The 22,900-nt window shown below is 37.6% G+C and carries 16 protein-coding genes; 13 read left to right on the top strand and 3 right to left on the bottom strand.

Annotation, left to right across the window (positions count from 1 at the left end):
- The first annotated feature begins 8 nt into the window (after positions 1-8).
- The 8 genes from Q0E20_RS04100 to Q0E20_RS04065 all read left to right on the top strand — a co-directional run bounded on the left by Q0E20_RS04100 (position 9) and on the right by Q0E20_RS04065 (position 12,291).
- Complete coding sequence (locus Q0E20_RS04100) at positions 9-521, top strand: flavodoxin family protein (RefSeq protein ID WP_295996716.1); 513 nt, start codon at positions 9-11, stop codon at positions 519-521.
- A gap of 125 nt (positions 522-646) precedes the next feature.
- A complete protein-coding gene (locus Q0E20_RS04095) occupies positions 647-1,819 on the top strand; it encodes an iron-containing alcohol dehydrogenase (RefSeq protein WP_295996713.1) in 1,173 nt (390 codons plus the stop codon).
- Positions 1,820-1,962: 143 nt separating this feature from the next.
- A complete protein-coding gene (locus Q0E20_RS04090; RefSeq protein ID WP_295996711.1) occupies positions 1,963-3,285 on the top strand; it encodes a dicarboxylate/amino acid:cation symporter in 1,323 nt (440 codons plus the stop codon).
- Between the two features lie 156 nt (positions 3,286-3,441).
- A complete protein-coding gene (locus tag Q0E20_RS04085) occupies positions 3,442-4,065 on the top strand; it encodes a CoA pyrophosphatase (protein ID WP_295996706.1) in 624 nt (207 codons plus the stop codon).
- Between the two features lies 1 nt (position 4,066).
- Positions 4,067-5,104, top strand: a complete 1,038-nt coding sequence (locus Q0E20_RS04080; protein WP_295996703.1) for a nicotinate-nucleotide--dimethylbenzimidazole phosphoribosyltransferase — start codon at positions 4,067-4,069, stop codon at positions 5,102-5,104.
- A 9-nt stretch (positions 5,105-5,113) separates the two neighbouring features.
- Complete coding sequence (locus Q0E20_RS04075) at positions 5,114-6,427, top strand: DUF389 domain-containing protein (protein WP_295996701.1); 1,314 nt, start codon at positions 5,114-5,116, stop codon at positions 6,425-6,427.
- A gap of 369 nt (positions 6,428-6,796) precedes the next feature.
- Positions 6,797-7,621 (top strand): MetQ/NlpA family ABC transporter substrate-binding protein, encoded by an 825-nt coding sequence (locus tag Q0E20_RS04070; protein WP_295996698.1) that lies wholly within the window; start codon positions 6,797-6,799, stop codon positions 7,619-7,621.
- Positions 7,622-8,034: 413 nt separating this feature from the next.
- Positions 8,035-12,291, top strand: a complete 4,257-nt coding sequence (locus Q0E20_RS04065) for a 2-hydroxyacyl-CoA dehydratase (protein WP_295996697.1) — start codon at positions 8,035-8,037, stop codon at positions 12,289-12,291.
- A 185-nt stretch (positions 12,292-12,476) separates the two neighbouring features.
- On the opposite strand, the gene Q0E20_RS04060 is transcribed toward Q0E20_RS04065, so the two are convergent.
- The 3 genes from Q0E20_RS04060 to Q0E20_RS04050 all read right to left on the bottom strand — a co-directional run bounded on the left by Q0E20_RS04060 (position 12,477) and on the right by Q0E20_RS04050 (position 16,767).
- Complete coding sequence (locus Q0E20_RS04060; RefSeq protein ID WP_366509632.1) at positions 12,477-13,637, bottom strand: multidrug effflux MFS transporter; 1,161 nt, start codon at positions 13,635-13,637, stop codon at positions 12,477-12,479.
- 51 nt (positions 13,638-13,688) lie between these two features.
- Entirely contained in the window at positions 13,689-15,326 is a 1,638-nt protein-coding gene (locus tag Q0E20_RS04055) for an L-lactate permease (RefSeq protein WP_295996691.1), read from the bottom strand.
- A gap of 301 nt (positions 15,327-15,627) precedes the next feature.
- The gene (locus tag Q0E20_RS04050; RefSeq protein ID WP_295996682.1) at positions 15,628-16,767 is read right to left on the bottom strand and encodes an Ldh family oxidoreductase; all 1,140 of its coding nucleotides are present in this window, start codon (positions 16,765-16,767) and stop codon (positions 15,628-15,630) included.
- A 604-nt stretch (positions 16,768-17,371) separates the two neighbouring features.
- On the opposite strand from Q0E20_RS04050, the gene Q0E20_RS04045 reads away from it, so the two are divergent.
- The 5 genes from Q0E20_RS04045 (at position 17,372) to Q0E20_RS04025 (ending at position 22,900) form a co-directional block, all read left to right on the top strand.
- Complete coding sequence (locus Q0E20_RS04045; protein ID WP_295996678.1) at positions 17,372-19,408, top strand: molybdopterin-dependent oxidoreductase; 2,037 nt, start codon at positions 17,372-17,374, stop codon at positions 19,406-19,408.
- 99 nt (positions 19,409-19,507) lie between these two features.
- Positions 19,508-20,842, top strand: coding sequence for a branched-chain amino acid transport system II carrier protein (brnQ, locus tag Q0E20_RS04040; protein WP_295996676.1), 1,335 nt, complete (start codon positions 19,508-19,510; stop codon positions 20,840-20,842).
- A 174-nt stretch (positions 20,843-21,016) separates the two neighbouring features.
- The gene (locus Q0E20_RS04035) at positions 21,017-21,256 is read left to right on the top strand and encodes a DUF1653 domain-containing protein (protein ID WP_295996673.1); all 240 of its coding nucleotides are present in this window, start codon (positions 21,017-21,019) and stop codon (positions 21,254-21,256) included.
- A gap of 69 nt (positions 21,257-21,325) precedes the next feature.
- Positions 21,326-22,102: an HAD-IIB family hydrolase gene (locus Q0E20_RS04030; protein WP_295996668.1), complete on the top strand. Its 777-nt coding sequence runs from the start codon at positions 21,326-21,328 to the stop codon at positions 22,100-22,102.
- A gap of 159 nt (positions 22,103-22,261) precedes the next feature.
- Complete coding sequence (locus Q0E20_RS04025) at positions 22,262-22,900, top strand: peptidylprolyl isomerase (protein WP_295996664.1); 639 nt, start codon at positions 22,262-22,264, stop codon at positions 22,898-22,900.

The raw sequence follows: 22,900 nt of genomic DNA, 5'->3' as shown, positions 1-22,900 counted from the left end.
GGTCAGATATGAAATCTATCGTTATATATTCGTCCCTTACGGGAAATACAAAACAAGTGGCAGAGGCCATTACCTGTGCATTGCCGGAGGGTACACCATGTGTATCAATGTCTGAACTACCCTCAGATATAGTAGCCTATGATCTGGTGTTTGCTGGATTTTGGGTTGATAAGGGTACAGCTAATAAAGAGGCACGCGATATACTGGGTACATTGCATAATCCGCACATTGCGTTGTTTGCAACGGCTGGTGTGCCTCCACAAATGGAGCATGCTAAGCAAAGTCTTGTTAATGCAGCCGCTTGCTTGCCAGAAGGCGTAGTGCCGGTAGATACTTTCATTTGCCAAGGTAAGGTGGACCCTAAGGTTATAGAAATGATGTATAAACTGTTTCCGAAGGGGCATAGTCATGGGCAATCGGCTGACCGTGATGCACGTCATAAACAAGCAGCAGCACATCCAAATGAGGATGATTGCAATGCAGCTAAGGCATTTGCTATGCATGTATTAGATTCAATTTAAACCAATAAACAGCAGTGTTATAGAGGGGCACTGCTGTTTTTCTTTTGATAATGTAACGTATTGACGAACGTATTGAGGTACATTACGATAAAGATATAATAATGTAAAGAAAAGAGGTCGCTTATATGGAATTCTCGTATTTTTTACCCGTAAATATCCAATTTGGTTGGAATAAAGTAGATCATGTTGCAGATTTTGTAAAATCGTATGGCAAGAAAGCTCTTATTGTAACAGGCCGAACTAGTGCTAAAAAATCTGGTTTATATGATCGTGTAGTGGCAAAACTTGATGCAGCTCATATTAATCATGTGCTATTTGATCAAGTTGATGCTAACCCGTTGACTACTACTGCCTTAGACGGTGCTATTATAGCTAAATCTGAAAGTTGTGATATGGTTATTGCCATTGGTGGTGGGTCCATTATGGACTGTGCAAAGGGCATTGCCTTCATGGCTGTTAACGAAGGGGATATTAATGACTATATATTCAATCGTAAAACAAGCGATAATGCGTTACCTCTTATTGTAATTCCTACTACCTGTGGCACAGGCTCTGAAGGTAATGGTTTTGGTGTCCTTACGAACCCTGAAACGGGAGATAAGAAATCTTTGCGTTGTAATGCGATTGTGCCTAAGGTGTCTATCGTAGATCCCGCTGTAATGGGCACAATGCCGCCTCATGTGTTGGCGTCTGTAGGCTTTGATGCGCTATGTCATAATATCGAGGCGTATACATCTAAAACGGCGCAACCTTTCACCGATGCACTAGCTCACTATGCGGTGACATTATTAGCGCAATATCTTGTGCCTTTATATAAACATGTGAAAGCTATTGCCGATGGTAAACCAGAGATACTCAACGAACAACAAGTAATAAAAGCGTGGGAATCTATAACACTAGCGAGTACAATTGGGGGTATGGTTATCAATACAGCAGGTGTCACACTAGGCCATGGTATGGAACATCCTGCTAGTGGTCTTAAAGATATCACCCATGGTGTTGGCCTTGCAGTTATTGAACCTGTTGTAGTGGAATACACATGGAGCGCTAACCCTGAAAAATTTAATGCATTGGCAAGAATATTCAATCATGGTGATGGTTCTGAACTCGGTGAAGCATTACGCCTTATGGTACATGAATTAGACCTTACCACAAACCTTACAGAATTAGGATTTACTAAAAAAGACATTCCTTGGCTTGTGGACAATGTATACGTAGTAGCTGCAGGGAATATTGCTAATACAGTAGCTGAAGTGAACCGTAACGATATAGAAGTGTTATATAAGAAAATGTTTTAGGTATTTAAGTTTGACACATTTAAAACATATTTGTATAATGGGAATTAATAAGAGACTAGGTCATATCAATAATCCCAGCCGCTAGGGCTGGGATTATCTTTTTTAGTCTCTAGTTATGGTTACTTTTAAGAGAGGTGTTTTTTATGGCGGAACAAAATAACAAAAATGTTGATGCTCTAGCACAAGAGATTACCTTAAAAAGCCGTGGGCAAGGTAAATTACGTCAATTTATTTTATGGATGGGGGCGCTCATCATTGGTGCCATTTTAGGGTGGCAACATATTCCAATTCTTAATGACTTATTTAATTTTATTGCGGCAGTATTTACACATCTATTCCAATTCATTGCAATACCTACTGTATCACTAGCAGTTATTACTACATTGTCTATGTTGGGGGCTAAGAAAGATACCGGTCGAATTTTTGGTCATGCCGTAACTTATACTTTGTTAACAACAATTTGCGCAGCAGCTGTTGGTCTTGGCTTGTTCCTTTGGATTGCTCCAGGTAACTTACCTCTTGATGTAATCGGTGCTGGTGCAGCGCAAGTACCTGAAAAACTTGGTCATGTGACATATTACGATCACTTCTTATCTGTTATTCCTAATAATATTTTGAAGCCATATTTGGAAGGTAACGTATTGTCCGTTATGTTCATCTCTGCTTCTGTTGGTTTAGCCTTTGCTTTCATGCCTCGTACAGAAGGCCGCGAAGCAGTATTAAAAGTGTTATTCGGTTTACAAGAGTTATTATTTACATTGATTAGAGGATTACTTTATATTTTACCAATCGGTATCCTTGCCTTTGCAGGTCAATTATCTGCTCAAATTGAAGCGGGCGTAATCGTTGGTGCTTTAGGTAAATATACTGCTGTTGTAATCGGTGGTAACTTGATTCAATTCTTTATAGTTATTCCATTGTTCTTGTTGTTCCGTGGCTTAAATCCTCTAGATGTATTCCGTAAAATGTCCCCAGCTGTAGCCGTTGCGTTGTTCACTAAATCTTCTGCCGCTACATTGCCTGTAACATTGGCATCTGCAGAAGATAACTTGAAAGCACATCCTTCTGTTGCCCGTTTTGTATTACCAATTTGTACAACAATTAACATGAATGGTTGTGCAGCTTTTATTCTTGTTACATCCTTGTTTGTAATGCAAAATGCAGGCATTGAATTGACTGCTGGCACTATGGTTGCATGGCTTTTCATTGCTGTGTTAGCAGCTATTGGTAATGCAGGTGTTCCAATGGGATGTTATTTCCTAACATTATCCTTGATGAGTTCTATCGGTGCACCAATCGGTTTGCTTGGTATTATCTTGCCAATCTACACGATTATCGATATGATTGAAACAGCTGAAAATGTTTGGTCTGATGCATCCGTTTGCGCTATGGTAGATAATGATTTAAAAGGCACATTAGACGATCCTGACTCTCATGATGATTTGCCTCAATTCCAAGGCGCTTAGGTTGTACTTAATAATCGCATACTATATATGAATAGGTTGCCTCTTAGATATGGGGCAACCTATTTTTGCGCTTATTCGTCAAATTTAATGATTTGTGCGATTTATACTATTTTGATGAAAACAATAGTTGGTATAATTAAGATAAGGAGGATTGCTATGGATAGACAATTAACTGAATTTTTGATTAACCGTGAATCACAAGTAACTACAGATATTGATGTTATTACTGCTGCTGTAGCAGTACCCTTATTAGAAGTTGATGGTAAAGATCATATTGTATTCACTGTGCGTAGCCACCAACTACGGAGACAACCTGGCGAAATTAGTTTTCCCGGTGGACACTTTGAAAGTACCGATAAGACTGGTGCTGATGCGGCTATTAGAGAGTGCTCGGAAGAGCTTGGTATAGCTATTGAACAGATTGAGTTATTAGGTCCTTTAGATTGTTTAGTGTCGGCCATTGGCGTTAAACTACATGCCGTAGTAGTTCGATTGCATACATCAGAGTTTGATCCTAATAATGCTGAGGTAGGAGAAATCTTTACAGTACCATTATCGCATTTGCTTAAAATGGAGCCTACTGTGGGGCATTTAGATATTGGCACAAAGCCATTGCGAGATTTTCCGTTTAACCTTCTGGAAGGATATCAGATTGATTGGAAAATTCGTCAAAATTATTCCGTATATTTTTATCCCTATAAGCAATATACGATCTGGGGCTTAACCGGTAGGGTATTGAAAAATTTCTTAGATTTATATCGTCAAGGTAATAATATATAAAATGAAAGAAAATGAACTAACTTCATTCGATAGAGAACTGAATAAATTTCTCCAAGCTAAGTGCCTTATACCAGGTGGTCTTGGTTTATGGGAAGTCTATTTCCGTAAAATTTGTACCGCTTGGGGGCGTATAGATGGTGAAATTCGACCACAGCATATCATATTTTCTGCCGATAATGGTTGTAACATGGAAGGCTATGTAGGCTATAACTATGAGGTAACCCAAAAGCAGTCGCGCAATATGTTACTAGGCCGCTCGTCGGCGACGCAATTTTGTAACTTTAACAACATTCCTTATGAGGTCGTCGATGTAGGTATTGCTTCGAATGATGCTATTGGCGTAGATCGTAAAGTAGTGAAGGGAACAAAGAATATATTAAATCACTCTGCTATGACTGCGGATGAGTTTAATAATGCCTTTAAAGCGGGCTATGAACGAGTCAAACATTATGTAGAGCAAGGGATAAATCTATTTTCCTTTGGTGAAATGGGACTAGGCAATACGACAACCTCTGCTTGTGTGTTATCAGCTTTAACTGGTGCCGATCCAACTGAAACTGTAGGGCCAGGTTCTTGGCCTGATAAACCTGATTTGATGAAGCGTAAAATTGATTTTGTCCGTGCTGTATTAGATAATCATAAGGCTAGTATTATTACTGAAAGTGAGCATGACCGAGTTCGTAACATTGTAGCCCATGTAGGGGGATTTGATATAGCTGCTATTCTTGGAGCTATGATAGCTTGTGTTAATTTTAAAAAGCCTTTTGTTATTGATGGTTTTATTACAGCTGTAGCAGCGGCTTGTGCAGTACACATGAATGATCGCGTTAAGGACTATGCATTGCCATCTCATCATTCCCGCGAAAAAGGTACGGAGCTTGCTTTGTCTGAGGTGGGGATTACACAAGATATGGTACCTATCCAAGCACACATGTCGATGGGGGAAGGCACGGGGGCTATCTTAATGGTTCAAATGTTAAAAACCACACAGTACATGTTTGTAAACGTAGGTACCTTTGCAGATTTGATGAAATTATAAGGAAGAAGAATGGAAATAAATAAATACTTTGATATACATTTTGAGCGAGCTGATGATGCAACTATTGCTAAAAGGTTGATAGGTGGGGCTAAGATTAAGGGGCCTGCGTTGGTTATCCTAATCCTCTCTATGTTTATTGCCTCTATTGGGTTAAATATGAATAGTACGGCAGTTATTATTGGTGCTATGCTTATATCGCCGTTGATGGGACCTATTCTGGCAACTGGTTTTGGCTTCGCTACGCTTAATTTTACAGTTGTGAAAAGTGCTATTTTAAGATTGTCCTTACAGATTACAATTGCTGTTTTGGCATCTACTTTATATTTTTATATTTCTCCCGTTCAGACGGCTACATCTGAACTATTAGCGCGTACAGAACCGAGTATTTTTGATGTATTCATTGCTATATTTGGTGGGTTAGCAGGGATTATTGGGCAAACGCGTAAGACCTTAGATAATGTTATACCAGGGGTTGCGATTGCGACTGCACTTATGCCACCACTATGTACGGCAGGATATGGACTTGCTAATGGAAATTGGAACTATTTCTTTGGTGCTGGCTATCTATTCTTTATAAATGCATTTTTCATTTTTTTTGCATCTTTTATTGTTTTAAAGGGTGTATATAGTTTACCATCCTATAAGCAAGCAGAAGAGATTAATCGTCGTAACCAGCTAATATTTCTTGTGATTGGTCTTATTATGGCTATACCAAGTATTTATGCAGGCTATGATATGACTATCAAGTATTCTGAGTCAAATCATATAGAGCAGTTTATTAAGAACGATATTAATCAAGATGGACGTCGACAAGTGATTGATTATTCATTGGATCGAGCGAATAAGCTAGTAGGTATAGTAGTTATAGGAGCTCCTGTGACTTCAGAGGAACAATCCCAGTTGCATGACAAGTTACAGAAAGATGAGTACTTGCAGCCTTATACATTGCGGTTTGTTAATAGCGTAGATGAGAACAAATCTACTATGGACAAGACAAACTTGAATAAGTCTTCAGAGAATCTTGAAAAATATAAAAACTTGAGTAATCTGTACCAGCCGACTTATCAATTAGTAAGTGAAACTATAAACACTATGAAAACGACAGAAGCTGAAGCAAAGGCGTTATTCCCGTTTGTAAGTAAAGTGGAAGGTATGCCTTTGATAGATAATCTAGAACAGCCTAAAGCGCGTCGCTATATGGTGGTTATCTATACCACGTCCACTGTATCTGATGCAGATTTGGAACGAATAAAAGCTTGGCTAGAGGCTAAATTATCGGCACCTGTAACTATTTCTATCGAGCAAACAACATCAACTCTATAAGTTGATTTTTGATTTTGATTAAATTGTTTATTATATAAAGCAATATTTATAACGGTACTAAGTTTGATTTCACCTATTAGGTATATTACCTAGTAGTACGGGGAATCGTCTTAGCACCGTTTTTATGTACTTGGCTTAGTTAAATGTAATTACTCTTATCTTGCTATAGATTAAGGTTATATTAATTGATATATAAAATCTATTATGCAAGTGGGAATTAAATTGATATACTTGCTATATCGAAAATATTAAATAATTAAATGTAGATACAAGATAAGAAAAATAAATTTATTACAATATCTACATATATTGTATACGTATGAGTCCTCGTCTATAGATGCAGGTTTTCATCGTAGATAGGAGGATTACATGAAAAAATGGTTAGCATTAGCTGCGACGGCCGTATTAGGGGCGTCTTTACTGATTAGTGGTTGTGGCTCATCCACTAATAATGAAGGTTCTAACGGTTCTAAAGCAGAGGTATTAAAAGTGGCCGCAAATCCAGTGCCTCATGCAGAAATATTAGAACAAGTTAAGCCAATTTTAGCTAAAGAAGGTGTAGATTTACAAATTATTGAATTTACAGATTATATTCAACCAAATATGGCATTATCTAGTCATGAAGTTGATGCAAACTTCTTTGCAAACGTACCTTATCAAAATAACTATAATAAAGAGCATGGTACAAATTTTGTAAGTTTTGCACCAGTTCATATTGAACCATTAGCTATTTATTCTCAAAAAATTAAAGACTTGAAAGATTTGCCTAATGGCGCAAAGGTAGCGATTCCGTCTGACCCAACAAACAGTGCTCGTGCACTTCTTTTATTGCAAAGTGCAGGTTTAGTAACCTTGAAAGATCCAACTGGTTTGACTAATACCGTATTTGACGTGACTAGCAACCCTAAAAACATTCAAATTATTGAATTAGAAGCAGCTCAAATTCCTCGTTCTATTCAAGATTTAGATGCAGCTGTTATCAATGCTAACTATGCATTACCAGCAGGTCTCAACCCTACAAAAGATGGCTTATTTGTAGAAAAAGCGGATTCTCCATATGCAAATCTTCTTTCTGTAAATCCTGGTGATGAAAATAAACCAGCTATTCAAAAATTAGCTAAAGCGTTACAATCCCCAGAAATTAAAAAGTTTATTGAAGAACATTATAATGGGGCCATTATCCCAGCGTTCTAATTGTTTAACAAGACGTTAATATACTAAGTTGTAGTATATTTTAAAAAAATCGAACTTTATAGATATAAATAGGGACTGTAATAAACGTGGTTTAATCACATTTTGTTACAGTCCTTGTTTTATTATTTATAATTATAGTATGTATCTTTACGCACAACGTAATGTATTATAAAGTGGTATAATTAAAAATACACAATATACAGAATTAAATATATTTTATTAGGAATAGTCATGTTTTATATATCACATTGGAATATGATAAAACCTAGAATTTATCTGTGTTTGTTGTATAATATATTTAATATTCAAATTTTTAAATGTGTAGTTAAAAGCTATGATACATAGCTTTTACTTAAATGTATGAAGATAAATGGTGCGAGAGTACCAATTCTTCAATTTCAAGAGAGGTATATATGCAAAAATCCTTACGTATGGGGATCGATGTTGGCTCTACAACGGTCAAGGTCGTTTTGTTGGACGAACAAGATAATTATTTGTACAAAAAATATATCCGACATTATGCTAATATTTTGGATACTGTTCATACATTGTTACTAGAGGCTCAAGTGGGTCATGAAGATGAAAATGTACACGTAGCAATTACAGGTTCTGGCGGCATGGCGATGGCTGATAAGGTGCGTATACCTTTTGTTCAAGAGGTAATTGCTGAAACAAAGGCGATTAAAGCATTATATCCACAAACAGATGTTATTATCGAGCTTGGTGGTGAAGATGCTAAGGTTACTTATCTAGGTCGTACTGCAGAACATCGGATGAATGGTTCTTGTGCCGGTGGTACCGGTGCTTTCATCGATCAAATGGCAACATTATTGCAAACCGATGCATCTGGTCTTAATACATTGGCTATGAATGCTGATACGATATATCCTATCGCTGCACGTTGTGGTGTATTTGCGAAGACAGATGTTCAAGCCTTACTAAATCAAGGTGCATCTCATGAAAATATTGCTAAATCTGTATTTCAAGCTATTGTCAATCAAACAATTGCAGGTCTAGCATGTGGTCACAAAATTGAAGGTAATGTAGCTTTCCTTGGTGGCCCATTGACATTCTTGTCTGAATTGCGTCAATGTTTCTGTGACACATTAGAGCTTGATACAGCACACCGTATTATTCCTGAAAATGGTGAGTTGTTTATCGCATTAGGTGCAGCTCTCATGAATGATGAATGCCGTGATATTACGGTTGGTGAATTAACAAAAGAAATTGGTGCACTTATTGGTGTTCCAATGGAAGCTACTGATCGTGTTGATCCTCTATTTAGAAATGAGGATGAATTAAATGAATTTAGAGCACGTCATGCAAAGGCTGTTACACCTAAGGCAGATATTAAAGATGCGGAGGGGCCTTGCTACCTCGGTATTGATGCAGGGTCAACTACGTTAAAGGTTGTTCTAATTAACAGTAAAAATGAGATTATCTTTTCTCATTATGGCCCCAATCATGGTAAACCATTAGAAAAATCGCAAGAGCTAATTGAGCAAATCTATGGATTATTGCCAAAAGGTGCCTATATTGCTCATTCTGGTGTAACCGGATACGGCGAAGCATTTTTAAAACGCGCTCTCGGCATCGATATTGGTGAAGTAGAAACCATTGCTCATTATCGTGCTGCTCAATTTTTCTGCCCTGATGTATCCTTTATCTTAGATATTGGTGGGCAAGATATGAAATGTACAAAGGTGCGCGATGGATATATTGAAGATATCGTTTTGAATGAAGCCTGCTCTTCAGGTTGCGGTTCATTTATTGATACATTTGCCACATCTTTGCGCTTACCTATTGAGCAATTTGCCAAGGAAGGTTTGTTGGCACCTATGCCAATTGACTTGGGTTCCCGTTGTACCGTATTTATGAATTCCAAGGTAAAACAGGCGCAAAAAGAAGGGGCTACTGTACCGGATATTGCGGCTGGCCTTGCATATTCTGTTATCAAAAATGCATTGTATAAGGTGCTTAAGGTAAAAGATCCTAAAGAACTTGGTGACCATATTGTTGTACAAGGTGGTACATTCTATAATGAAGCGGTACTCCGTGCCTTTGAAAAACTGATGGGAGTTGAAGTCATTCGACCAGATGTATCTGGTTTGATGGGTGCTTATGGTATGGCATTACTTGCTTCTGAAGCAGCAGAAGAGTTACAAAATCAACATAGCACCTTGCTTGATAGTGAGGGCTTGAAATCATTGCAAGTGTCTACATCCATGCGTAATTGTGGATTGTGTTCCAATAACTGCATGCTTACCATCAATGCATTCTCCGATGGTCGTACTTATGTAACAGGCAATCGTTGTGATCGCGGTGCAGGTGATATGATTCAAGAGAAACATAAGCCTGTACCTAATATGGTAGAAGTAAAATTACGCCGTTATTTTGATTATTTCCTTAAGAAAAATATTCCAGAATTTGAAGGCAAATTACGTATTGGGATTCCTCGAGTCCTTAATATGTACGAAGATTTTCCGTTTTGGTTTACTTTCTTTAATCAATTAGGTTGTGAAGTTGTATTATCTGATTATACGACGAAGGATCAATATAATAAGGCGATTGATACGATTCCTTCCGATACGGCATGCTATCCTGCTAAGGCTGTTCATGGCCATATTCGAGACCTTTCTAAAGCTCAAGTGGATTTGATTTGGTATCCATGTATTCAACATGGTCCGAAGGAATTTAGTCGCGACAATAACTATCACTGTCCTATGGTAATTTCTTATCCAGAATTAATTCGAAACAATATGCAAGATGTTATGGGCAATACACCATTTTATGCGCCATTCTTACCTCTTGCAGATAAGAAATCATTAGTACCTGCTTTAGTGAAAGCTTTAAAAGAGTTACCTTTCTCCAAATCTGATATCTCTAAAGCAGTAGATACTGCATGGGCTGAACAAGAAAAATGTAAAGCTGATTACCGTGAAATGACAAAGAAAACCGTGTCTCGTCTAGTAGCAGAACAAGTGCCTACCATCGTATTGGCCGGTCGTCCATATCATTTAGATTCTGGTATTAATCATGGTATTCCTGAGCTTATTACCTCTCTTGGTATGGCGGTTCTTACCGAAGATGGTGTAGCACCATTAGGTAAAGATATTAAACATCTTCGTGTTGTAGACCAATGGTCTTATCATAGTCGTCTATATCATGCAGCTGAATTTGTAAGTCGTACAGAAGGATTCCAAATTGTTGAGTTGAACTCCTTTGGTTGTGGTCTTGATTCTATTGTGGCAGATCAAGTGAAAGATATTTTATCAGCAAGGCATAAGATTCACACATTGCTTAAAATTGATGAAGGCACAAACTTAGGCGCTGTTACCATTCGCTTGCGTTCCTTGCAATCCGTCATGGAGCGGAGTATGCGTAAACACCATAATCCAGAGGCTCCTGTAGAGACCGTTGTTGATGATACACCAGCATATGATTATGAACGCGTTGTCTTTACCGAAGAAATGCGTAAGACCTATAAGATTTTGGTGCCTCAAATGTCGCCACTTCATTTCCAATTATTGGAACCAGTTCTTAAGTCTGAAGGCTATGACTTTGATATGTTGCCAGCCCCAACTCGGGATGATGTAGAAACCGGTTTAAAATATATCAATAATGATGCTTGTTATCCTGCTATCATCGTTGTAGGGCAATTGATGAGTGCCTTGTTATCCGGTAAGTACGATGTTAATAAAACGGCAGTCATCATTTCTCAAACTGGTGGTGGTTGCCGTGCTACTAACTATATTGGCTATTTGCGTAAAGCCCTCATTGATGCAGGTATGAAACAAGTTCCAATTTTATCTCTTAATGCGAGTGATATGGAACGTCAACCAGGCTTTAAGTTGACTAAATCTTTCTTGCATCGCATGATTCAAGCCGTTGTATATGGTGATGCATTGATGCAATGTGTATTAGCGACACGTCCTTATGAAATTAATCCGGGATCTGCCGATGCATTATGCGATTATTGGGTTAAGAAGTTACGAGAACGTATTACAAAGGCTAATATATTCCAATATAGTAAGTATATTAAGAATATCATCGAAGATTTTGATAATTTGCCGATTGATAAATCAAAGCCTAAACCTCGTGTTGGTGTGGTAGGTGAAATTTATGTTAAATTCCACCCTAGTGCTAATAATCACATTAATGAACTTATAGAAAAAGAGGGCGGAGAAGTAGTAACTTCTGGTTTATTAGATTTCTTCTTATATTGTGCTATGGATAGTACATATCGTGCTAAACACTTAGATGGTACATGGCTTTCTGGTTTCTTTGGTTCTGTGGCTCGAGAAGCATTAGAATTATATCGATTACCATATGCAAAAGCTGTTGCTGCATCTAAACATTTTGATCCGTTGCAACGGATGACAAAGGTTGCAAAAGAAGCGTCTCATTATATCGATCTTGGCAATCAATGCGGTGAAGGTTGGTTCCTTACAGGTGATATGATTGACCTTATTGAAAAAGGGGCAAAACAAGTGGTTTGCTTGCAACCATTTGGGTGTTTACCAAATCACGTTAGTGGTAAAGGTATGGTAAAAACTTTATCTGAAGCATATCCAGATGTGCGTATAGCCGCTATTGACTATGACCCAGGTTCAAGTGCGGTAAATCAGGCAAATCGCTTGAAATTGTTATTAGCTACTATGTTTGAATAAGTAAAGGCCTAGTTATATTTTTTATGGGGTCCCGATACAATTACATATTACTAGTATAGAAAAATACAGCCCTCTCTTGGCTCATTACGTCATTACTTCCGTAAAATCGCTACAGAGAGGGCTGTATTCTTTTCTTTGTATGGGGGAAGATCCCATTGTGGGGGCTTGCACAAATGTAAAATAGATTATTCTTTTTCAACCAAACCGTATAGACATAATAAGGAAAGCACTGCACATACTAGCATTGTAATCCCCATTGGGATACCCGTATGATCACCACCAATACCAACAAGTGGAGATACGATGCCTGCAGAGAACATACTTGCAAAGCCCAGTATGGCAGAGGCACTGCCTGCCATTTTTCCGTAGTTCGTCATTGCCATGGAGAAGGAGGCTGAGCCAAATAAGGATACAGTACATACGGCAAAGAATAGGATGGTTGTTACAGGAATGAGGGGCCATCCAGAAACCATAGCTATTAAGAATAGTAAGGAGCTGATTGTAAGTTGCCATAGACTGAAGGTAAGTAATTGTTTAGATGTTATAATATTACTTACACGGCCGCTAATGGCACTAGCTAAAATAATGCCACAGCTGTTGATGCCAAAAAAGTAGCTAAATTCTTGGGCGGAAAGATTAAAAATATTTTGGTATACAAAGGATGATCCTGAGATATAAGCAAAAAATCCGCCAAAGGCAAAGAGCTGGATTAATGTTTGTCCTAGAAAACGTTTATCTTTAATAAGTGTAATATAATTTTTTACCGCTACATTTACGCCACCTGTGACACGTTTTTCTTTTGGTAAGCTTTCACGAAAGAGAAGTGAGCCTACTAATAGAATAGTAGAGAATACTGCTAAGATTACAAAGATTACACGCCATGTAGTGAATAAAAGTAATTGGCCACCTACTAACGGCGCAAGTACGGGTGCTAATCCATTAACCATCATGAGTAAGGCAAATAGTTTGGTCAGTTCTTGGCCAGATGCAAAGTCTCTGGCAATAGCTTTAGAAATAACAACGCCTACAGAACCGGTTAAACCTTGTAAGAATCGACCTAGTAAAAGTATTTCGATGCTCGGTGCATAGGCACATATAATACCAGAGATAACACATAGTAAATTACCTATAATAAGTGGTAACTTACGACCCATTGTGTCACTAATAGGACCACCAAATAGTTGGCCTAATGCAACGCCAAAGGTCATAATACCAATGGTCATTTGAATATTTGATGCTGTTGTGTTTAATTCTCCAGGCATAATTGGTAATGCTGGTAAATAAAGATCTGTTGCGAGCGGTGTTATAGCTGTCAACATGCCAAGGAATACTACCAATTGATTGATACATAAAAAAAGAACAGCTCGTTAGGAGCTGTTCTTTTTTGTTACAAATTCTTAGAAGAACATGTGATGAATTTCATGGATGAAATATTGACCGAAGAAGGAGATAGCACCATGCATGATGATGAAGATAATGAAATACTTGAACGCACTGTTCATGATAACACTTGCTTCAATTTCATGTTCTAAATTATGAGCTTGATCCGAATTTACCTCTTTGTGGCTTTCTATGTATGCTTTCAAAGCAGGGCCTACGGCACCAATAGAAATTGCGATAGATTGTGGAGATAACATTTTGCCGATACCAGCTGCACCAGAGTTAACAGCTGCTAACCAGAAGCCAAGGTCTTCTGGGTTTGTTGGGCTCAAACCTTGAGCGGCTGCGATTTGAAGTGGTCCAAACAATACGTTGGAGTTTGTACCGGAACCTGTTAAGAACGCACCCAATGCACCTACGATAGGAGCAAATAAAGGATATAAGGAACCTGTACCAGCAACCATTGCTTTTGCAATATCAGCAGTCATACCGGAGTAAGTCATCAATTTAGCAGTCATAACAACAGTGATGATTGTGATATATGTAAACTTCAAGTTTTTAAATGTGCTTCCCAATGTACCGAAGATTTCACCAGCTTTTGCTTTTTGGATGAAACCACCAACAATACCAGCGATGAAAATCATAATACCAGGAGTTGCAATCCATACGAATGTGTAAGGTTTTGCACCAGGACCTTGGTAAATAGGTACGGATGTTTTAATGGATGCAAGAGGTCCATTAATTGCAGGGAACAATTTAGAAGTTAATAACAACAATACAAAGATTAAGATAAATGGCATTGCAGCAACTAAGCCTTCGCCACCGGAAACTTTAGGCACATCACCAGTTTGCTTAACTGCATATTCAGGATCATTAGGTGGAATAATCTTTGCACAGATAATAATAACTGCCATGATTACGATGGAGGCAGAAATAACAGATAATTCTGGACCCATTACCGCATTAATTATTGTTTCTGGAATAGCTAATGCTAAGCCAGAAAGTAATGTTACAATGAATACGCCTTTTAACGCTTTAATACCGCCACCAATAATCATAACAACAAAGAATGGTGCGATAAGGTTAAGTAAGAATAATTGTACGGAAATGAATGTACCTAAATTACTTGGATCAAGGCTTGTTAAGGATGCCAATGTAGTTGTTGGAATACCGATGGAGCCGAATGTTGTAGGTACGGAGTTTGCAACGAGACATGCGATGATAGATTTTAGTGGGTCAAAACCTACGGCAACCATCATAGCAGCTGGAATTGCAACGGCAGTACCGAAACCAGCCATACCTTCCATGAAGGCACCAAAGCCCCATGCAAGTAATAATGCAAGTACACGAGTATCAGATGTTACAGAGGAAAGCATGGTTTTAATTGTTTCCATAGCTTTTGTATGCACTACCAAGTTATAAACAAAGATAGCAGCTGTAATAACTAATAATATTGGCCAAATTGCCAATGCAGCACCTTCAAGGGCACCAGTGACCATAATAAATGGATCGGATTGGAATGCTGTAATAGCGATGATGAAAGAACCAATCGCAGCAACACTTGTTGCTTGCCATGCAGGTAATTTCAAGATGGATAACGCTACAATCAACCAAATGATTGGAGCTAGCGCTAATAGAACGGTGAGAGCACTCATTTCTAGAATCATCCTTTCAGTAAAAATAAAACTTTGTATGCTTAACAGGACGATGTAGTAATAATCAATTAAATTGATGAGTAAATCGCTATTATATTAAGTTGTAAAATTCCAGTAATAATAAGATGTTACAATAAAATAACAGATGTACTTATCATAAAAAGTGATATATCTCTTAAAATTTTTTAACCTCATACATTATGAGGTTAAAAAAATATAAGAGAGGGGACATAAACAGTGTTTATGTCCCCTTCTTTACTGACTACATGTCCATGTTAGGGCCTTTGTAAGCTCTTAGGTATTAGTAGTTACCTTTGAACATTGTAGCAGGAGCTTCTGGTACATAATCGCCGAAGTAGGATTTGAAGTCTAAACCTAATTCATTGCAAAGGTCTTGAACTTCAAGCATTGTACCGTTAAGTACAGGGATGCCTTCAGCTTTAACTCTAGCAACAGATTCATGTTCTTTTTCGCCATGAGTGTAGATACGGTCTTGACCTTGAGCTTTAGGAGCTTCACGTAATTCTTGTAAGAATTGGGAGAAGTGTTTTTTGATTTCAGCTGGGTCACCGAAGAATTCAGGGTTAATAGCCATGAAGCCATGACAGATATTGGATTTACCACCAACCATACATTTGTTGGAAGTACCACCTTGGGAAAGAATGGAGGAGAATAATTCAGCAATCATGCCGTTACCATAACCTTTGTGGCCACCAAGAACTTCTGTAGCACCACCTAAAGGAAGGATACCGCCGCCTTCATGACGGGAGATGTTGCCCAATACTTCAGCTGCATTAGTGGAAGGAACACCGTCTTTGTTAACAGCCCAACCATCTGGAGTAGCTTTGCCCATTTTGTTGTACATTTCAAGTTTACCACGAGTTACAACTGTAGTGGAGCAGTCGAAGAAGAAGTCAACTGGATCAGCAGGTACAGTCCAAGCGATAGGGTTAGAACCAAGCATAGCTTTACGAGCATATACAGGAACCATGATTGCTTCGGAGTTTGTGCAAGAGAAACCAATTAAACCTTGGTCAGATGCCATTTTAGCATAGTAACCAGCGATACCATAGTGATTGGAGTTACGTACGGATACGATACCAACACCGGATTTTTTAGCTTTTTCAATAGCCATTTCCATAGCTTTGTGGCCCAATAATTGACCCATGCCGTCATGACCGTCGATAACAGCGGAGATTGGAGTTTCTTTTACGATTTCAGGTTTAGCGTCGATTTTAATCAAGCCGTTGGAGATACCTTTGTGGTAACGTACCATACGTTGCATACCATGGCTTTGGATACCGAACAAGTCGGAAGTCAAAAGTACGTCTTGAATGATGTCAGCTTCTTTTTCGGAGAAACCGAATTTTTGGAAAGCGTCCATGCAAAGTTTGTGAAGTGTTTCATAAGGGAAAAGCACAGTATTTTTTGCGTCTGCCATTGTTAAAACCTCTTTTCAGAAAATATGACTTGATATAGCTAACTCCACTTTATAATATCAACGAATGTGATATGATGTCCGGTGAGTTCTATATCCTCTCAAATGACAATGTCAGTATAGCACACAAACTGGACTTATTGAATAGTTTTACATAACTTAATACATTACATAATTTGCATAACTTAGGTGAAATTTATCACACTTATAGATGAAAAGTGCTAAAAGAATTGATAATTCCTTGAAAACAGGAGTTATTACTTTTAGTAATAGATACATTACTGAACGGAAAAATTAGTGGTTTTATGCAGGTATTATTTATTTGTATTGTAAAGTTGAGACTATATTTAAACACTTAAAAGTATTGATATTTATTGTATATTTAGAAGGTATACATTAATAAAATTTGTAACGAGGGGCAATTATTTTGATAAGTATTTTTTCTATATGTATTGATATACAAAGTATGCAATGAGGTAAAGTTTGAAAAATATCGATATTCGTTAATTTTATTACAGATATAGTATTATATGTATGATACTATAAATATACATATTAAAACTCATGTATTATATTATTAATATGATAAGATAAGCGAGGTGCTTATATGAAAGAATTCAAGAGTGTATGTCCTTATGATTGCCCGGATGCGTGTGGGCTAATTTTTACTGTGGATAATGATAAAGTGATAAAAGTACGCGGTAATAGAGATCATGCCTTTACAAGAGGTACATTGTGTCCTAAAATGGCGCATTATGAGCGTGTCATTCATTCTCCTAAACGATTGATGACACCATTGCGTCGGATTGGTGAAAAAGGTATTGGAATAGATCAATTTGCACCAATTTCTTGGGATGAGGCTTTAAATTGTGTTGTAGATAATTTTAAGCATACTATTGACACTTATGGCAGTGAGAGTGTGCTTCGCTATTCTTATGCTGGAACGATGGGGGCGGTAAATAGTCCTGCAGCTGATTATTTCTTTCGTTGTATAGGTGCAACAAATCAGGATAGAGGTATTTGTTCTCCTGCGAAACAGGCAGCGTTTAAGTCCGTCTATGGAGATACAATTGCCATAAAACCACAAGAAGCACAATATAGTGATTTGATTATATTATGGAGTGTTAATGCGACGGCTACAGATGTACATATATTACACGATGTAAATGTAGCAAAACGAAACGGCGCTTCTGTATGGGTTATAGATACACATAAAACATATACTTACGATCAAGGAACACATCATGTGTATGTAAAACCTGGGTCTGACGGTGCATTGGCCCTTGGTATGATGCATATCATACATCGAGATGGTCTTGAGGATACTGCCTTTATTCAAGCATATGTGCAAGGTTATGATGAGCTAGTACGAGATGTATTGCCTAAATTTACACCAGAATATGTTTCCTCTATATGTGGTGTACCGGTTGAAATTATAGAAGAACTAGCTCATGCGTATGCAAAAGCAAAGGCTCCATTTATTCGTCTAGGTAGTGGCTTATCTCGTTATGGTAATGGAGCAATGACTTGTCGTTGCATTAATGCACTGCCTGCAGTGGTAGGTGCCTGGCAACATCTAGGTGGAGGATTATTATCTAGCTCTAGTAGTAGCCAATATTTTAATAAATCATTTATGCAACAGCCTAATACACCGACTCTACCTAAACGAATGATGCCTATGATTTTACTAGGTGAACTATTAACAAATCCTAAAGCACTTCTTGAGCATGGATTGGATGATACTAGTGGTGGAGTTCCTGTTCATAGTCTATATGTTTTTTCATCAAATCCAGCTATAACAGCACCAAATCAAAATCTCGTTAGACAAGGACTCATGAGAAAGGATTTGTTTACCGTTGTTCATGAACGCTTCTTTACAGATACTTGTGCCTATGCGGATATTATTTTGCCAGCTACGAGTTCTGCTGAATCTGATGACATCTTTAATTCTTACGGACACTATACAATTGCGGCTAGCTACCAAGCTATACCTCCTGTTGGTGAATCAAGGTCTAATTGGCAAGTTATTTCTGAACTTGCTCAGCGTATGGGGATAGATGATCCTTTTTTTGCTATGACTGAGCGAGAATTAATTGAGCATATGGTTCGCAATTCATCCAAACTTTCACCAGATGAACAAGATACAATTTTACGTGGTGATTTGGTTGAAATAGCATTGCCTAATAATTATAAGATGAATTTTAATACTCCATCAGGCAAAATTGAAATCTTAAATCCTCGAGAATCTATTCCGTTGATTACCTATATAGAGCCATATGGTGATGATGAACCATTTTGGTTGATTATCGGTAATGATATACGGATACTAGACTCTAGTTTTTGTGAATTAGAATTTGATGATCCTGAATTGATGAAACTACGGATGCATCCAGATGATGCTGCACTATATAACATTAATAATAGTGATGTTGTAGAGATTTATAATAATCGAGGGTCTGTTCGTATTAAAGCATATCTAGACGATACGGTACAACGAGGTACACTTGTGACACTTGGTGTATGGTGGCAATCTCAGTCTAGTGATGATACGGTAGGTATTAATGCCGTAACTGCATCTAGACCGACTGATGAAGCGTGGGGGAGTACATTTTATGACGTACAAGTTAATATTCGTAAGGGATAATGAAAGTTCGATATAATTCGATTTTGTTGTTGAACCGGAATACTATATCATATATAATATTATCTAATATGATAGTGGATTATGAAGGGAGATAACCTTATGGATGGAAAAGAAAATCTATCACTGCGCGCCTATTTAGCAATAGGCATGATGTTATTCGCCCTATTCTTTGGTGCGGGGAATCTTATTTTCCCGGCCGCATTAGGTCAACATGCAGGGTCTAATGTAGGATGGGCATTAGCTGGTTTTGTATTAACTGGCGTTGGGTTACCATTATTGGGTGTTATGGCCATGGGCTATTCTGGATGTAAAGACGTTGAGGAATTATCTGGTCGTGTACATCCTGTGTATGGCCTCATTTATACTGTGGCCTTGTATTTGAGTATTGGTCCGATGTTTGCAACACCTAGAACGGGTACCGTTGCTTATGAAATAGCAATTAAGCCGTTTATGCAAGGTGTGTCGATGGATATGCAACCATTATTCCTTGCTATATTCTTTGGTGTTTCCTTGTGGTTGTCAATTAGTCCGCAAAAACTTGTGAATCGTATTGGTAATATTTTAACACCAGTATTATTACTTGTTATCTTATTACTTATTATTAAATCCTTTATTACACCGATTGGATCTTATGCGATACCACAAGCAGCTTATGCAACTGATGGTGTGGCCGTATTGCAAGGGTTTCTTGATGGGTATAATACTATGGATGCGTTGGCTTCGGTGGTATTTGCTATTCTTGTAGTAGATTTTGTACGCCTTACAGGTGCTTCATCTCGTGATGTCATTACAAAAACGGTGATGGAAGTCGGGGCTATTGCGGTAGGTTTACTTGGAATTGTCTATGTTTTCATTGCTAATATTGGTGCTACAAGCGTAGAGCGATTTGGGCTGTTTGATACGGGAGCACCTGTATTAACTGCTAGTGCTGAATTTCTTTTTGGTGGTGTTGGTCAAATCATTTTGGCTATTATAGTTCTATTAGCGTGTTTGAGTACAAGTATAGGACTTATCACTTCCTGTAGTACATACTTCCATAAGTTGTATAGCAAAATTAGCTATAAAATGTATGTTGTTTTATTCTCTGTGGCAGCATTTGCTCTTGGTTTGTTTGGTTTGAAAACGATTATTAGTGCGGCTATTCCTGTGTTGATGTTACTATACCCATTGACGATTGTTATTATCTTGCTAGCACTGAGCGATAATGTTTTTGGTAGTCACCGTTGTGTATATGGATGGACTGTGGGATTGACCATGATTTCTGCATTGATGAGTGGCTTGGAAACAGCAGGCTGGGCTCCGGATGCTATTGAAGGTTTGTTTACGCAATACATTCCATTCCAAGGTGTTGGCATGGGATGGGTGAGCTTTGCTATATTGGGCTTTATCATAGGTCTTATTCATAAGGGATTGGTTTCAGATACAACTAAATAGGTATTGAATGTAACTCGCATTCTCTGTTTTGGAAAATGACTAAGTTTTATTAGACATATAGTCATAAAATAGAGACTGCGAGTTTTTTGTTATGTCTTTCCACTGATGAACTTTGCTAGTATAATACATAGTAAGAAAATACAGCCAGTACGTTTTAGCAATATAGAGGTAGTTATGAACGAGATTGTAAAAGGTGGTTTATATCGCCATTTTAAAGGTATGTATTATTACGTATTAGATGTGGCCACACATTCTGAAACGGGTGAAAAATTGGTGGTATATCAAAAATTATATGATGAACGTGATTTGTATGTACGCCCGTTGGAGATGTTTTGTAGCGATGTAGATCGAGATAAATATCCTGATGTGAAACAACAAAAACGCTTTCAATTAATGAGTGGAAAAGATGAATAGTGCTCCGATGGAATGTGTTAATGGTTTGTATATGAGCTCGTATATAGAGGCTGATAGATAGGAGGACTTGTGGAACAAAAATTTTTCTTTTTTGATATAGATAATACATTGGCTGTGTGGCCAGAAGGAAAAATTCCAAATAGTGCTCAATATTGTTTAGATGAATTGCAACGTCGCGGTCATTTGGTATCGATTGCAACAGGTAGAATTCAGGTCGATGCTATGCGTTTTGCAAAGCAAGCTAATATTACAAATGTGGTGGCTGATGGCGGACATAGTATTACTATAGACGGAAAATTAGTATCAATGATTGGCATGAATCGAGATATGTGTATTCAATATTTAGAATACTTAGAATCGAAACATATTCCATGGGCTGTTACAGACCAGAACAAATTGGGTCGAATTACACCTTATAAAGAAATATTAGAATGGCACCCTGATTGGGATGTGTTTAAAACTGTTGTAGAACCGGATTTTGATTTTCATAGTGTAAAAGATTTTTATAAAATCTATGTATTCTTTAAAGATGGTGAAGAAGAAGCAAAAGATATTAATCATATGACGCATAAGCTTATTCGCTATGGTGAGGGTTGTGTATTATATGAACCTATGGAAAAAGCATTAGGGATTCATAATATGATACGGCATTTTAATATGAAACCGAGTCAGGTTGTTGTTTTTGGTGATGGGTATAATGATTTATCTATGTTCAAACCAGAATGGTTAAATATTGCTATGGGAAATGCTAGGCCGGAACTTAAGTTAGAAGCTGATTATATTACATCAGACTGTGATAAAGATGGTATTTACAATGCATGTAAACACTTTGGCTGGGTTAAGTAGTAGTTGTTGATAAAGACATTTTTATATTATAAATTTTTATAGAATTTTAAAGAAATTCATAGTGAAAACATGATATACTAATAAAGAGCCGCTCACGGGTTGAGCGGTTTTTCTATGTACATATAATTTGGGGAAATGACTATATTTTGAGGGGTTATTATGAATATTAAAAGAATATTAGGCTCTGTTTTCTTGGGGGGCATCATGGTAGTAACAGCTGCTTGCAGTAATGACAGTGCAGATAAAACTATTACACCTGTTGCACAAGCTGAAACTGTTAATAAAATGCCTAATTTTACAAATGCGCCAATTGCAGATGAGTATGCGATTTTTAATACGAATTATGGACAAATCAAGATTCGTTTATATGGGTCTAAAGCACCAATTACTGTTAAAAACTTTGATTACCTTGTAAAAAATGGTTTTTATAATGGTGTAACATTTCATCGTGTTATTGATAGTTTTATGATTCAAGGTGGTGATCCAACAGGAACAGGTGCTGGCGGTCCAGGTTATGAAATTCCGGATGAATTCTCTAATGACCTTCACTTTAATAAAATGGGTATACTAGCCATGGCTAATCGTGGCCCCAATACAGGGGGCTCACAATTTTTTATAACATTAGGACCTACACCGCACCTCGATAATAAACACACCATTTTTGGTATAGTTGTACAAGGTGTGGATGTGGTCGAAAAAATTGGTAAGGTAAAAACAGATAAAAATGATAAGCCTGTTGATCCTGTGATCATTAATTCGATTACCATTGAGCCGATTAAGGATGATGCTAGTAAATAA

The organism is uncultured Veillonella sp. (assembly GCF_934230905.1).
Taxonomy (GTDB): domain Bacteria; phylum Bacillota; class Negativicutes; order Veillonellales; family Veillonellaceae; genus Veillonella.
The sequence above is the reverse complement of the archived record's forward strand: the minus strand, read 5'-3'. Positions and strand labels throughout refer to the sequence as shown.